Origin of the sequence: Acinetobacter sp. YH12105 (assembly GCF_013419095.1) — a bacterium.
GTDB classification, from domain to species: Bacteria; Pseudomonadota; Gammaproteobacteria; order Pseudomonadales; family Moraxellaceae; genus Acinetobacter; species Acinetobacter pseudolwoffii.
In genome coordinates this window covers 202,262-217,391 of record NZ_VPAU01000004.1, presented here as the reverse complement: position 1 = coordinate 217,391, position 15,130 = coordinate 202,262, and the positions used below count along the sequence as shown (strand labels likewise).

At 38.8% G+C, this 15,130-nt stretch carries 12 protein-coding genes; all 12 read left to right on the top strand.

Annotation, left to right across the window (positions count from 1 at the left end; all coding sequences use genetic code 11):
* Positions 1-943: 943 nt before the first annotated feature.
* The 12 genes from FTU44_RS05510 to FTU44_RS05455 all read left to right on the top strand — a co-directional run bounded on the left by FTU44_RS05510 (position 944) and on the right by FTU44_RS05455 (position 15,121).
* A complete protein-coding gene (locus tag FTU44_RS05510) occupies positions 944-1,228 on the top strand; it encodes a hypothetical protein (RefSeq protein WP_180049771.1) in 285 nt (94 codons plus the stop codon).
* Positions 1,229-1,232: 4 nt separating this feature from the next.
* Entirely contained in the window at positions 1,233-1,544 is a 312-nt protein-coding gene (locus FTU44_RS05505) for a hypothetical protein (RefSeq protein WP_168414842.1), read from the top strand.
* Between the two features lie 27 nt (positions 1,545-1,571).
* Positions 1,572-2,183: a hypothetical protein gene (locus FTU44_RS05500; protein WP_180049769.1), complete on the top strand. Its 612-nt coding sequence runs from the start codon at positions 1,572-1,574 to the stop codon at positions 2,181-2,183.
* 251 nt (positions 2,184-2,434) lie between these two features.
* Positions 2,435-3,469, top strand: a complete 1,035-nt coding sequence (locus tag FTU44_RS05495; protein ID WP_180049768.1) for a DUF932 domain-containing protein — start codon at positions 2,435-2,437, stop codon at positions 3,467-3,469.
* 150 nt (positions 3,470-3,619) lie between these two features.
* The gene (locus tag FTU44_RS05490; protein ID WP_180049766.1) at positions 3,620-4,684 is read left to right on the top strand and encodes a YqaJ viral recombinase family protein; all 1,065 of its coding nucleotides are present in this window, start codon (positions 3,620-3,622) and stop codon (positions 4,682-4,684) included.
* Between the two features lie 277 nt (positions 4,685-4,961).
* The gene (locus FTU44_RS05485) at positions 4,962-5,861 is read left to right on the top strand and encodes a hydrolase or metal-binding protein (protein ID WP_180049764.1); all 900 of its coding nucleotides are present in this window, start codon (positions 4,962-4,964) and stop codon (positions 5,859-5,861) included.
* 96 nt (positions 5,862-5,957) lie between these two features.
* The gene (locus tag FTU44_RS05480) at positions 5,958-6,188 is read left to right on the top strand and encodes an AlpA family transcriptional regulator (RefSeq protein WP_100534467.1); all 231 of its coding nucleotides are present in this window, start codon (positions 5,958-5,960) and stop codon (positions 6,186-6,188) included.
* 72 nt (positions 6,189-6,260) lie between these two features.
* On the top strand, positions 6,261-6,845 hold the full coding sequence (locus FTU44_RS05475; RefSeq protein WP_180049763.1) for a bifunctional 2-polyprenyl-6-hydroxyphenol methylase/3-demethylubiquinol 3-O-methyltransferase UbiG: 585 nt from the start codon (positions 6,261-6,263) through the stop codon (positions 6,843-6,845).
* A complete protein-coding gene (locus FTU44_RS05470) occupies positions 6,838-7,845 on the top strand; it encodes an HNH endonuclease domain-containing protein (RefSeq protein WP_180049761.1) in 1,008 nt (335 codons plus the stop codon). Before FTU44_RS05475 ends, FTU44_RS05470 begins: the two co-directional genes overlap by 8 nt.
* Before the next feature lie 122 nt (positions 7,846-7,967).
* Positions 7,968-8,405: a BREX-3 system P-loop-containing protein BrxF gene (gene brxF, locus FTU44_RS05465; RefSeq protein ID WP_180049759.1), complete on the top strand. Its 438-nt coding sequence runs from the start codon at positions 7,968-7,970 to the stop codon at positions 8,403-8,405.
* A 24-nt stretch (positions 8,406-8,429) separates the two neighbouring features.
* On the top strand, positions 8,430-12,158 hold the full coding sequence (locus tag FTU44_RS05460) for a DUF6079 family protein (protein WP_180049757.1): 3,729 nt from the start codon (positions 8,430-8,432) through the stop codon (positions 12,156-12,158).
* Positions 12,159-12,301: 143 nt separating this feature from the next.
* On the top strand, positions 12,302-15,121 hold the full coding sequence (locus tag FTU44_RS05455) for a DNA methyltransferase (RefSeq protein ID WP_373686004.1): 2,820 nt from the start codon (positions 12,302-12,304) through the stop codon (positions 15,119-15,121).
* Positions 15,122-15,130 lie beyond the last annotated feature (9 nt).

The window sequence follows — 15,130 nt, the reverse complement described above, 5'->3', positions numbered from 1 at the left end:
AAAATCATTTGAATGATTTCTTCTTGGTCTACGTGCCATAAAATACTCCATATATTGATGTTTATAACATCATTTGAGGAGCAGAATATCACTTATAGGAGTTGTTCAAATTTACGGATCCATCTCTAAACAAACCTTTATGATAAAAATTTAAGGGTTGCAGGCTATCTGTGTGGATTGGGTAGGATTTATCGCAATGATCCGATAGGGCGGGAGAAGCTAAAAGCTGCGTATAGCTATTTGGCTCGTTATTCTGATGAGAAGCTTGATCAGCGACTTAGAGTTCGATTTCAAAATATGAGGGTGTTTAACTGTTCTCAGGTCTAATACAATTTTTAAAACTAGGTTAGCATTACAGTGGAATAGAGTTATACATTATTAGCTAAAAATGCTATTTATTAATTAAGGGAATCAGATCAAGTTGTCTTTTAAATAGATGAAAATATAGAGATAAAAATGCATCTATTTTATAACCTTCTGAATTGACTTAACTTGCACTCATCATTATTCTTAGTGTGCTGGCCTACATTGCCAGTCGGTTTTGACAGACCGTTTCATCTAGCGTATCGGGCTCATATTCTTCCTGAGTATTAGTCTTGTGCGAAACCTTCTCGTCCCCCTTTGCGGTAGAACGGGAGGGGGACGCGTTCGCGCGTGCTGGTACTAGATGACCAGTCTGTCAACCCCTTTTCGTTCTGCCACCATAATCAATTGACAGTGATTCGGCAGAGCTTCTATTACATCTAGGAGTCCATCATGGTCATTCAATTCATCCCCTTACTGTACTGAATTCAATTTCAAACAGCTGACTTTTCACCAAGCAGTTGATGGGATTTATTCGTCTCATTTTATTTATATCCGCACATCTTCCTTGCTAGGGAGCAGGCGTCGCTGTGTCTTAAATTTTAATTTCAATACAGAACAATACCAAAGGGGGTGCTTTATGAAAATTCAAATATTCAGCATGCTTGCTGTATGTCTTTTACCTATTTTATCTGCCTGTTCATCTACGGATGCCAAAGACCGTAAAGCTTATATTGAACAGTGTATGTATCCAAATGCTGCCATTAAAACCGCAGTTGCAAGTGAAGAAGCCTGTGCCTGTCGCTATGACAGCATTCGTGAACAATACGGCAAGCCATTCTTTACTATACCGATCACCAATGATGAAGACAGACGTCGTTTGGACTTTGCCAGAGGTTATACAGTAGGCAAATGTAGAGGGTAAGGACATGCGAAATAATATATTATTTTTGATCATTGTAGTTGCTCTGCTTGCTGGGTGTACGTCCAAACAAGAAAAGGCTTGTCAGGAAGAAGCCGATGTGGCTGAAACTGTAATGCAGGCTCGATTGACCTATGGTGGTTTTGCCGAAGCGACTTATATGCTTGCTGGCAATAACCCCGAACTACGTGAGCAGCTCAGACCAATTATTCATGATGCCTTTGAATACGGACGTGGTGGAACGGCAACTTATGAAAAAACGAAACAAGTATTCCGAGATAAATATTACCAACAGTGTATGGATAGACTGGCACCTTGATATGAATGTCTAGGTATAGGGGGGGAAATGAAAAAAATCATGATGCTGGCAACTGTTGCTATTTTAGCGGTAGGCTGTGATAAAAACTCAGTAGCACAAAATGCCAAAGTTAAAACTGAAGAAGTAGAATCAAAAGCTCTGATAGAAAAAATTACTGAGAAAGAAATAGAGGATTTGGAAGCGTTAAAAGAATCACCAAGTAAAGAGACAGCTAGTCTAGCAGGCTATTATCTCAGTAATTTGGAATTGACACCTGTTGAGGAAATACGGGAATTCATTGCTAAAGGCTGGGATGAGTGGGAAACACTGAATAGGCAAGAAGCGGAGAATGAAGAACAAGCATCATACGACCAAGGTGATGCATCCATGCAATATCGTATTGAAATTAAGAATCAGGTGTTTGGTGGGAAACATGAGGTTGAAACGGCTTATCTCCATTTAATTTCATTGTCCGATACAATTACACTGGATCGAGTAGTGGTGAATCGGGGTAACTGTAGAGCAGATTACCGTGATGGTGCCAATCCTATCCTGTACGGTAAAACTATGCGCTTCTTCTTAAATTGTGATCCACGTAATGTTAGAGAGGTGGTTGCGGTATTGGAGGATGGACGTGAGATTGTAATGTCACCGCAATAAGCTGAAAGCTATATTTATTCTGCATATACTTCCACGCACTATACAGTTGAGTCATCGAAGTTTTTGAGCAGATTGAAATAAATTTCACTTATATAACATAAAGATGAATCAATACATTGAATGTGCTCATTGAGTCTATTACACAGTACTCAATAAGCATATTCACAAGACAAATCTGAATCAGGCTGCTGGACTTCATTCCAACTAAGGGATGGGGTTCAGCAGCCTTTTTGTTTATAAGGACAATTATCATGGCACATCAACTTGAACAAATGGCTTATGTCGGTGATACCCCTTGGCATGGCTTAGGTAATCAACTCACTCAGAATCAGCCGATTGAAATCTGGGCCCAGCAAGCAGGCATGGATTGGCGAATTGAATCCTCCAATGTCAGCTACATGGCACAGAATGAACGTGGCCAAAGCATCATCATGCCCTATGAAGAACAGCGAGTGCTGTATCGTTCTGATACCCATGCACCTTTGTCGGTGGTCAGTCAGCGTTATCAGGAAGTTCAGCCAATGGAGATTCTGGAGTTCTACCGGGATCTGACTGAACAATCTGGCTTTGAGCTGGAAACCGCAGGTGTACTCAAAGGTGGGAAGAAGTTCTGGGCATTGGCACGTACCGGGCAATCTACGGCACTCAAGGGTAAGGATGTCAGTAATGGTTATATCTTATTGGCAACTGCCTGTGACGGTACACTGGCGACAACGGCACAGTTCACCAATATCCGGGTGGTATGCAATAACACCTTAGCGATTGCCTTACGTGGGCAGAGCAGCAGTGCGGGTGTGGTCAAAGTGCCACACAGCACCAAGTTTGATGCGGACAAGGTCAAACAGCAATTGGGTATTTCGGTCCGTGCCTGGGATGAACACATGTATGAAATGAAGCAGCTCAGTCAGCGTAAAGTCACCCAAGGAGAAGCGGCTGCCTATTTTGATGCAGTGTTTAACAATACCAGCATAAGTGTTGCCGATCAGGAGGAGAATATCATTCAGTTCTATCGCAATGTCGCTACTCCAAATCTAGCGAAAGAAAAGTCTGAACCGAATGGACGTGCCATGACTAAAGTCATGGACATGTTCAACGGACAAGGTCGTGGTGCAGAACTCAGCTCAGCCAAAGATACCGCCTACGGTTTGCTGTGCAGTATTACAGAGTTCGCCGATCATGAACGTCGTGCCATGAGTACCGATCATCGTTTGGACTCTGCTTGGTTTGGTGCAGGTGCTGCGTTAAAGCAGCGTGGACTGGAGCAGGCGCTTCGCTTAGTGGTTTAAGTTTCATTTAAGCCAGTGCTATTACAATAATGGGCAAGGGTCATGCAGATGATTCTTCTCCAGTGAAAACACCCCTTTTGCCACATCTCCAGATGTGGCTTTTTTTATGCCGAAAATTTTACAGAACTCAATATTTATAAGGATCAGAGCATGAATCAGATTGCACCGATAAATACCTCTCAACTCCCTCATTTCCCAATTCCGAATGAGATGAATGAATCAAATACCGTAGCTAAACGAACAGCGACAGCTAAGCGTTTAGCCAATACCAAAAACATGGATTACCAGGAATGGCTAGAAGTGCGTAAGCAAGGCATTGGCAGTAGTGATGCCGCAACCGCATGTGGATTGAATCCCTACATGTCAATGCTGGAACTGTGGATGATCAAGACCGGTCGAACTCAGCAGAATATAGATGATGACAGCTCAGGCGTTGCACCATTGTATTGGGGAAAACAGTTAGAGCCACTGGTAGCGGAGTACTACAGCTTGCATACCAATAATAAAGTGAGACGAGTCAATGCTGTGCTTCAGCATCCAGATCCGGATAAGTCGTTTATGCTGGCAAATCTAGATTACTCAGTCGTTGGCAGCGATGACGTGCAGATCCTGGAATGCAAAACTGCCGGAGAGCATGGTGCCAGGCTATGGCGAGATGGTGTGCCTTTATACGTGCTGTGTCAGGTGCAACATCAACTTGCAGTTACAGGTAAACAGGCCGCGCATGTCTGTGTCCTGATCTGTGGGCATGAAACCAAGATCTTTAAAGTCAGCCGTTCTGAATCAGTGATTCAACACATCATTCAGGCAGAGCGTTATTTCTGGGAATGTGTGGAAACGGATACTCCGCCATCAGTCGATGCCAGTGAATCCGCAGCCAAAGCCATTCTGCAACTCTATCCAGCGCATGTACCGCTGAGCGTTGAAGATCTCTCGCAAAATGAAAATGCCAATTTAATGTTTGATCAGCTCATTAAAATGAAAGAAGAGATTCAGCATAAGCAGGAACGCTTTGACCAGCTGAAGCATCACATCCAAATGCTGATGAAAGATGCTGAAAGAGCTGTGTTTAGTCGTGGCTCGGTGGTGTGGAAGAAAGCCAAGGACTCCATCAGTCTGAATACCAAGGCATTGCTTCAGCACCAGCCTGAACTTATTGAGCTTTATCCACTTCAGAAGCAAGGCGGTCGTCGATTCAATATCTATACCGACTAGCCTGTTTCAGCCCATTCAATTAGCGAGGCGCAAAAACCACTCCCCGCCCTCCATTCGCTAGGAATAGAGGGCAAACGGTCGCGGCTTTTGTTGCTAGCAACGTTATTCATTCATTTTTAGTTGATTCAATTATTTCGAAACATGCTTCTTACATATCTACGGCTGGTCTGCTAGCAATAATCTATTTCTGTTGATTGGATTTATTGAGTGTCTTTGAAACACGTCTCTTACATAGCAGCGGCAAATCTGTAAGAAAATAAATTTAAGGATATTTTCCATGATTAAAGGTTTAGCGATTACACCACCAGTTCTAGGGCGTATCAGTATTGGTCGGGTAGTAGAAAAGAATGGCAAACGCCTACCGGAAAAAGATGATCAATTCACCATTACGTCCCAGATCCAAGGTAAAGAGGGATGGGTCAAACATCCATTAGATGATCAGCTTCGAGCGAATACTCTCAATCAAAAGTTACGCTCAATCCCCGTCAGAATGATCTTTAATGATCCTGATTTGAACTTGCGCGCTGAATACACTTTATTTGACCGACAGACCGGACGGCCAGTCTGTGTCGGCAACGGTGAAACCTGCCAGCGTTTAACCAATCAAGGTGTAGAGCAACATCCCTGTCTATCGCCAGATTTATGTCCTCTGGCACAAGGCGGTAACTGCAAACCTTATGGACGTTTACATGTGAACCTGGATGACTCGGATGAGTTTGGTACCTTCATCTTTAGAACTACAGGCTTTAACAGTATTCGGACTTTGGCTGCACGGCTGAGTTATTACCATGCCGCTTCAGGAGGCTTATTGTCTTGCTTGCCTTTGCAACTGACTTTAAGAGGAAAAAGCACCACACAAAGCTATCGTCAGCCGGTGTATTACGTGGATCTAACTTTAAGGGAAGGGATTAACTTGAATGATGCGATTGCTCAAGCCAGGCAAATTGATGAGCAGAGTAAACAAGCTGGGTTTTATCAGGAGGCTTTGGACTTTACGGCAAGGAAGGGTTTTGCCAATGCGCGATTTGAAACAGATATAGAGGAAGGGTTGGATGTGCTGGATGAATACTATCCTGAACAAGAACAGAACCGGGCAGTGGAGCAACAAGCTTCGCCTGAAGGGTTTGTACAGGATATTCAGCAGGGGTTGCAGCAAAGTGTAAGAGCTGTGAATTAGGCCAAGGTTGTGAAGTATTCAAATTAGTTTTTTACAGAACGTCCTGATTGTTTGAGCGGTAGACAGCTCGCTTAAACAATCTAAGGAGAATCAGTCATGAATACATTTATTGGTCAAACATTTCAAATGAATCAGCTTATCAATATCAAACAAGTTGTATTGTTTACAGGAGTAGGACGTTCAACTATCTATGAAATGATGGATGAAAATTCACCTTATTACGATGCCACATTCCCAAGGAAAGTTAAAATTACTCAAAATCGTATCGGCTGGTCAGCTTATGAGATCCATCAATGGATTGAAAGTAAGTTGGCGAGTCGAGAATAAGGGATGCTCTTAGCTCCCTTATTTTTTTGTTTTCTTGTAGACTGAAAATGTCTTTTAGCCTAAGTGTCCGTAATGAAAACAATAGACTACTACAATAAGCATGCAGAAGAATTTACAGCTTCAACGTTTGAAGTTGATATGGAAAGCCTATATCAGCCATTTTTAGCTGAGTTGCCCGAAGGTGCTCGGATTCTTGACGTTGGCTGTGGCTCAGGACGAGATACTCTGGCTTTTAAAAAGAAAGGCTATCAGGTCGATTCAATAGACTATTCAGAAGAGCTCGTTAAAAAAGCATCTCGACTTACAGGTATTCCTATTAAGTTGAAGAGCTTTTATGAGGTTGATGACTATGAAGCTTATGATGGAATTTGGGCGTGTGCATCTCTGCTTCATTGTGAGCACAGTCGATTGGCTGAGGTTATTGGGAAATTAATCTCTGCTTTGAAACCAGGTGGTATGCTGTATATGTCATTTAAGTATGGCACAACAGAAAGAGAGAATGACGGTAGAATATTTACGGATTTAGATGAGGCTCAAGCAAATGCTTTACTTGAGCCGTTTGATAATGTTCAACAGATACAGCAATGGATTACGGTAGATAAGAGACCTGAACGACAAGAAAAATGGCTCAATCTGATTTGGAAAAAATATGCCTGATTTGATTCCTACTGCTCAAGAACAGCTTAAGTTCCTTAAAAATATTCAACTGATTTTACAGTCGGGTAGTTTTAGTAGTACCTATAAATTTGCGTTACTGATTAGTCTTAGCCGATTGGCTATTGAGAAAGGACAGGACTCAGGCGAAAGTTTAGCACTTGAATACACAGATATCGCTGAGAAGTTTATAGAGCTGTATTGGAAACAAGCTGTGCCATATACCTTTAATGATCAAGGACAGCTGATCTTAAATCAAAACAATGGCAAGCAGGCAGCCATTGTGAATCGAATTATTGAGATTCGGAAAATATATTCATCCCTTGGGTTATTAAGACGAGATTCACTGGTATGGTTGAAGTTGCTTAAAGATGTGGCAAGAATAGTAAAAGAGATGCCGGTTCGATATTTGCAAAACCTCAATGGTCAAAATTTTGAGTTTTTGTATCAGCTTGATCAATGCGGAAAGCAACTCATGCTTTTACCTCAAGTCATGTATTGCTTAAGACAGTTCAGTGAAATCATTGAAGAATTATGTCAAAAACGCTGGATTGATTATATCCGTAAGAACAGTACTAATGCACCAATTTTGAATCCGTTACCCAACCTTGAACAATTCATGTTTGAGCCAAGTCGGAACCAGTTAAATGCAGTGGCAAACGTATTGGTAGAGCTGCAAGACTGTAAGTGTTTCTACTGCAATAAGCCAATGAAAAAAGGTAGCTATGCAGTTGATCATTTTATTCCTTGGTCAATGTATCCATCGGATACGGGGCATAACTTTGTGCTTGCAGATTCAAACTGTAATTCTAAGAAAAGTAATTTTCTTGCCTCAGATGAATTTTTGCATAAGTGGCAGGAGCGGAATGAAGAACAGGATTTGATTATTGTGGATCGGATATCCGTACTTGGTTTTCTGACGGATAAAGAGCGGTCGCATAAGGTGGCTGAGTGGGCTTATGCGCAGGGAAAAGAAAATAACTATTTAATGTGGGTGGGATAGCTGAAATATTATTTGATTGCAGTAATACTTCCTAAGATGATGGTAGTTAAATAGAAATGTGGGCTATTGATTGTTATTATTGTATAAATTTTCACGCAATTTATTTTACAGGGGTGATGCAAATGGAAATTATTAAAGCTCTCTCCTCATTGCACAATAAAAGAGAACGTTTGGCTCTCCTTATTAATTATGAAACATATATTTCTACAGAAAATTTGAGTGAAATATCATTTATTAATATAGGACAACAACTTTCAGAAAGGTTACTACTATTACCTGAGCAAAATAGAGGTGTATATGCCTCAGATCTTTTTAGTGAAATTATTCAAAGTCATGAATCAGAGCTTATTGGATTACGTAGACTAGAAATTTTGTTTGATAAAAGCCTTGCAATAGATCCTCTCAAATTGTTACTACAAAATTCCAGAGATAAAACTATTGTAGCAGTATGGCCTGGTTATTTTGATCGTAAAGTTGGATTGACATATGCTCAACCCAGCCATCCTGAATATAAATTTTACAGATATCAAGATATCAAAGATTTAATTATTGAAATTTAAAACTAAGACATTAATGGATTGATTATGAAATACGGTGAATTAATTAATTTTGAGCCAATTGAAACGGTTTTACAATTAAGAGCAGCCAATGACCATCAAGTCGCGGAGACTATGGTTAAAAACTATGTAATCTCAGATGAAATGGCTGAGCGAATAATAAATATTATATTTAAACAATTACAGTTTTCAAATCCTCATGATAATAAGGCATTACTAATTGTTGGTAACTACGGTACCGGTAAATCGCACTTAATGTCAGTGGTTTCCAGTGTCGCAGAGCATGCAGAGTTAGCAGATTATATTAGCAATTCTAATGTTGCAGAAGCTGCAACAGGTATTGCTGGTAAGTTTAAAGTGATACGAGCAGAAGTAAGTGCAGCATCTGAAATGTCTTTACGAGACATCGTAACGAGACTCTTGACAGAAGAGCTTGAGAAGTTAGGTGTTAAATATATTTTCCCCTCAGCAGATATGGTTTCTAACCATAAGCCATGTTTTGAAGATATGATGACCGCGTTCCATCATGTCTATCCTAATCATGGATTATTATTCGTTGTGGATGAACTGCTTGATTATTTAGATTCGAGAAAAGATCAGCAAGTCGTGCAGGATTTAGGGTTCATGCGAGAAATGGCAGAATCATGTGCGGAACTTAATTTTCGTTACATAGCTGGTATTCAGGAAGCAATTTTTGACAGTCATCGTTTTCAATTTATTTCAGATCGTTTGAGACGTGTAAAAGACCGTTTTGAACAAGTTTTTATTGCTCGTAATGATATTAAGTATGTAGTTGCGGAACGTTTATTGAAAAAAACAGCAACACAACAGGCGATTATCCGTGAATATTTAAAACCATTTGCAAAGTTCTATAATAAAATGAATGAGCAAATGGATGAGTTTGTGCGTCTTTTTCCAGTACATCCTGATTATATAGATACATTCGAGCGTGTTTCAGCAGTCGAAAAGCGTCAGATTCTTAAAAGTCTATCTATTAGCATGTCAAAATTACTTAGTGAGGAGATTCCAACTAATTATCCGGGAGTCATAGCATACGATAGTTATTGGAAGGAGCTTAGCTCAGATGCAGGATATCGAACATTACCTGATATTCGTGAAGTAATTAATGTAAGTAGTGTTTTACAAGATCGTGTAACTCATAGTTTTACTCGACCTGTATATAAAGATATGGCTTTACGTATTGTGAATGCTCTGTCTTTACATCGTTTGACAGTAGGTGATATTTACACCCCAATGGGGGCTACTGCTCAAGAATTACGAGATAATTTATGTCTGTACCAAACAGGTATTGAGGATTTAGGGGGAGAGCCTGCAGATGATCTTTTATCTCAAGTAGAAACGGTATTGAGAGAAATTCATAAGACTGTTAGTGGTCAATTTATCTCACATAATCCTGATAATCATCAATTTTACATAGATTTAAAGAAAACAGAAGATTTTGATTCGATCATTGAACAACGTGCAGAAACATTAAGTTCCGAAGCCTTAAATCGTGCATACCATCAGTCTTTATATAATATTCTAGAGTGTTCAGACTTACCTTCAACGACCTATCGTAATTTATGGGGTAATGAAATTGAATGGCGAGAACGTATGTCGGGGCGTTTGGGATGGCTGTTTTTTGGGACACCTAGAGAGCGTAGCACAGCATATCCACCAAGAGACTTTTACCTGTATTTCATTCAGCCATTTGATACGCCAAAAGTTAAAGATGATAAATTGGCTGATGAAGTCCAATTTTATTTAGCTGGATATGATCATGTGTTTAAGTCAGCTATTGAAAAATATGCTGCAGCTATCGACTTGGCTGGTACTTCCTCTGGCCATGCTAAAGCAGTCTATGAGCAGAAATTACAAGCTTACCAACGAGAAATTAACAAATGGCTGCAGGAAAACAGAACTGCTTTTGAAATCGTTTATCAAGGTAAACGTAAGCCAATAATGGATTGGGTTAAAGGTCAGAGTTTACGTGATCGTGCTGGTGTGAGTGGAAATGAAAGAATCAATTTTCGTGATTTGGTTAATACAGTAGCAGGTATCTGCTTAGCCCATCATTTTGAAAGTTTGGCTCCAGAGTACCCTAAATTTTCAGTGCTGGTAACAAGTCGAAATAGAGAACAATATGCAAAAGATGTAATCCGTTTTATAGCAGGTGGGAATCCGACTAAACAAGCTACGGCGGTACTAGATGCACTGGAACTGCTGGACGGCAATCGAATTGTACCTGCTCAATCTAAGTATGCTAGCAACCTCTTATCTAAACTTAAGCAAAAGCCTCATGGTCAAGTGCTAAATCGTGCAGAAATTATGGAAACAGTGCATGGGGTCGACTATTTTGAACCAGGAGCTTATCGTTTAGAATCAGAGTGGGTAGCTGTTATATTAGCTGCATTGGTTTATTCTGGAGATATTGTTTTAGCAATTCCAGGCAATAAATTCGACGCAAGTAAATTGAGTGACTTGGTAGCTACATCAGTTAACGATATCGCTGCTTTTAAGCATATTGAGCCACCGAAAGACTGGAATATTGCGGGTTTGCAGGCCTTATTTGAGTTGTTAGAGCTTCCACCAGGTCTTGCAATTGAAATTTCTCAAAATAAAGATGGCAGTATTTCATTATTACAAGATCAAATTAGCAAAAAAGTTTACCGACTTGTTAGTGCTCTACAAAGCTTGCGTGACCGTTTACCATTTTGGGGGAGTTACGTTCTTTCGGAATCAGAGGCAGAACATTACAAAGAACAACTTTTATCGAGCAAAAATTTCTTTGAGAGTTTGCAAGCATATAGTACGGTTGGTAAGCTGAAGAATTTTAAATACAGTGCTGAAGAAGTCATTGATCAACAAAAGAATCTCACTCAATTGGAAAATATTGAAAAACTGAAAAAATTAGTTGCTGATATTACCCCGCTGGCTACGTATTTATCTAAAGCAGAAAGTGTATTGCCTAGAGATCACGAATGGAATGATCAAGTTACTGTTGCACGTTTGGATATTTTAAAACAATTAGGAGATATCCATGAGCGATCAAAAGTTAACTTTATTAATGTAATATCTCAGCGCTTAAATGAAGTTAAAACGAACTATATTCAGATTTATGCGAGTCTGTATGCTAAATATCGTCTGACAATGGCAGAAGATAAGCGTAAAGCTTCATTAATGAATGATGAGCGTTTAACTCAATTACAGGCAATATCTACTATTGATATTTTGCCAACCAATCAGTTGCTTGAATACCGTAATAAGTTAGCAGGTTTACGTACTCAAGGTGTGTTGTTAGAGAAAGATTTACAGGTGGATCCTGTACCTAGTAATTTAGATTTCAGGCCTGTTAATGAAGATTTAACAATTTCTGCACGTGAGAAACTTCAGTTGCTTGAGGACCAGCTTAATGTATTAGTAAAAAGTTGGACTGATACATTATTGGAAAACTTAGAAGATCCAATAACTAGAGAAAGTTTGGGCTTGCTAAGTGAAGTCGATCGAGCACCTATTGATGAGTTTATAAAATCTCGTAGCTTACCTAAGTCAATTGACCAAGATTTTATTAAAGCATTGAGAGTTGTTTTACAGGGGCTTGTACCAGTAGAAATTAGTAGTGATCAAATTCGAGATGCATTATTTGCTAATGGGACTGCTGCTACAGTAGATCAGATTAAACAGCGCTTAGATCAATTTATTACTGAGAAATGTCGTGGGCAAGATTTAAGTAAAGTCCGTATTGTATTGAAGTAGATATTTAATAAAAGAGCTTGGTTACTTTAAAATTTTAAAGTAACCAATTTAAGAAATAGATACTCGAAATGTGAAGTTCAGTTTATCTGATTTATAAAAGATATAGGTAAACGAAGCAGAGAGTTAGTAACAAGGATCCATTTGTGAACGATAAAGTACTGTCATTAGATTTAGATGACCCAAATCAGCTTTCTGAAAAAGAATCAGGTCCAGTTGAATGCTTAGGAAAAACTTTTGAAAATGACCAAGCTCGTCGTGATTATTACTTAGCAATTTTGGCAGAAAAGTTAAAGGATCCTGAATTTCGGAAAATTGAAGGATTTCCAATTGGCGAAGATGAAGACATCCTGAACTTATCAGATCCACCTTATTATACAGCTTGCCCAAATCCATTTTTGGAAGATTTTATTCGTTTTTATGGGACTCCTTACGATCCAAACGAGGAGTATAAACGTGAGCCTTATGCAGCTGATGTAAGTGAAGGTAAAAATGATCCAATTTATAATGCACATAGTTATCACACAAAAGTGCCACACAAAGCGATTATGCGATATATCTTACATTATACAAATCCAGGCGATTTAGTATTTGATGGATTCTGTGGAACAGGTATGACGGGAATAGCTGCACAATTATGTGGAGATAAAGAAACAGTAGAGTCATTGGGTTATAAGGTGCTGGCCGATGGAACAATTTTACAAGAAGAAAGGGATGTAATCACTCAGAAGTCAGAGTGGGTACCTTTCTCAAAATTAGGTAATAGACGAGCAATTTTAAATGATTTATCTCCTATCGCTACATTTATAGCGTATAACTATAATAGTCCTGTCAATGTATCAGAAGTAGAAGAAAAGGCTAAAGAAATAATCTTAGAGGTTGAAAATGAGTGTGGATGGATGTTTGAAACCTATCATTCAAATGGGGAAAAAGGTCGTATAAATCATATTTTGTGGTCGGATGTATTTAGTTGTTCTTCATGTGCAAACGAAATAATCTTTTGGGATGCTGCGGTTGAATATGATCAAGGGAATATAAAAAAAGAGTTTAACTGCCAGCATTGTAACGCTTTACTAACGAAGAGTAAGTTAGAGAAAGTTTGGACCACCAGTTTAGATGAGCCAACTAAAACTATAATAAAACAAGCCAAACAAGTCCCTGTTTTAATTAATTATTCATTACATACCAAGAGATATGAAAAAAAACCAGATCAAGATGATTTAAAATTAATAAATGAAATAAATAAGTTAACCCCTAAGTATTGGTTTCCAGTTGATTCTCTACCAAGAGGTTATAATACAGAGCAGCCTAAAAAATCACATGGCATAACAAACATACATTTGTTTTATCCTAAAAGTGGGTTGATTGAGCTGTCTACTATTTGGCATAAGGCGGGCAGAGAGAATCGAATTTCAAATTGCATAAAATTTATCCATACATCTTCAAGTAATTACGTTTCTAGGATGAGACGTTTTCGTGCGGATAAAAAAGGAGGGGGGCCTTTAGCTGGTACTCTTTATGTTGGAGCATTAACAACTCCACCCAATCCAATTCTAACTTTTGAAAGGAATCTCAATTTTATTACAAAAGCTTTCAAAGCGTTACCTTGGGCACACGAAGGGGCTTTAGTATCCTGTCAAAGTACTACTGATTCTAAATTCATCACAAGCAACTCTTTAGACTATTTATTTATTGATCCTCCTTTTGGTTCTAATCTTAATTATTCTGAATTAAATATACTATGGGAAGCTTGGCTGAAAGTTAAAACAAGTAATGAAAAAGAGGCTATTGAAAATAAAGTCCAAGAGAAAGGTGCTAATGAATATAGACATCTGATGAGCCAAGGATTTAAAGAGGCGTACCGTATTCTAAAACCAGGTAGATGGTTGACAGTTGAATTCTCTAATACAAGTTCAGGTGTATGGAACAACATACAAGCAGCATTGACTGAAGCAGGATTTTTGATTTCGAATATATCAGCTTTAGACAAAAAGCAAGGTAGTTTCAAGGCTGTTACAACGACAACAGCTGTTAAACAAGATCTGGTTATCTCCGCTTACAAACCAAAAGACAATTTGGAAAAATTGATTGCTAATGATTCAAATGATGATGGAGTATGGGATTTCATCCGCTCTCATTTAAGTTATCTCCCAATTATAAAACGTGAAGGTAATGAATTAGTAAAAGTGCCTGAACGAGATCCACGAATTTTATTTGACCAAGTTGTAGCATATTTTGTTCGTAATATGCGAGATGTTCCATTGTCATCTAAAGAATTTCAGAATGGTTTAATAGAAAGATTCTCTGAAAGAGACGGAATGATTTTTCTACCAGAGCAAGTTGCTCAATATGACAAAGCACGTATGAGTAGTACGAAATTACGTCAACTTAGTATTTTTGTTCATGATGAAGCATCAGCGATTGATTGGTTGCGCCAATTACTTTTGGATAAACCGCAAACTTATCAAGATATTCAACCGAAGTTTATGAGTGAATTAGCAGGCTGGAAAAAAGCAGAGGTCCAGTTAGAGTTAATAAAATTACTTGAACAAAATTTCTTGAAGTTTAATGGACAGGGACTTGTTCCTGCTCAAATCCATAGTTATCTATCAACGAATTTTAAAGAGCTTCGTGGTTTAGAGAAAGATGATCCTGAACTGCTTGCAAAAGCGAAAGATCGTTGGTTTGTACCTGATCCAAATAATGAAGAACAGTTACAAGCGTTAAGAGAGCGTGATTTGTTAAAGCAATTTGAAGAATATAAAACTTTTAGCGGTAAAAAAATTAAGCAAGTTCGTATGGAGGCAGTACGGGCTGGCTTTAAAAAAGCTTGGAAAGATCGTGATTATGAGACGATTATTCATATTGCTGAAAAGATTCCGGAAAGTTTGCTTCAAGAGGATGAAAAACTACTGATGTGGTATGACCAAGCCCAAACCCGTCATGGTAATACTGGATTCTTTTAAAGGAATATG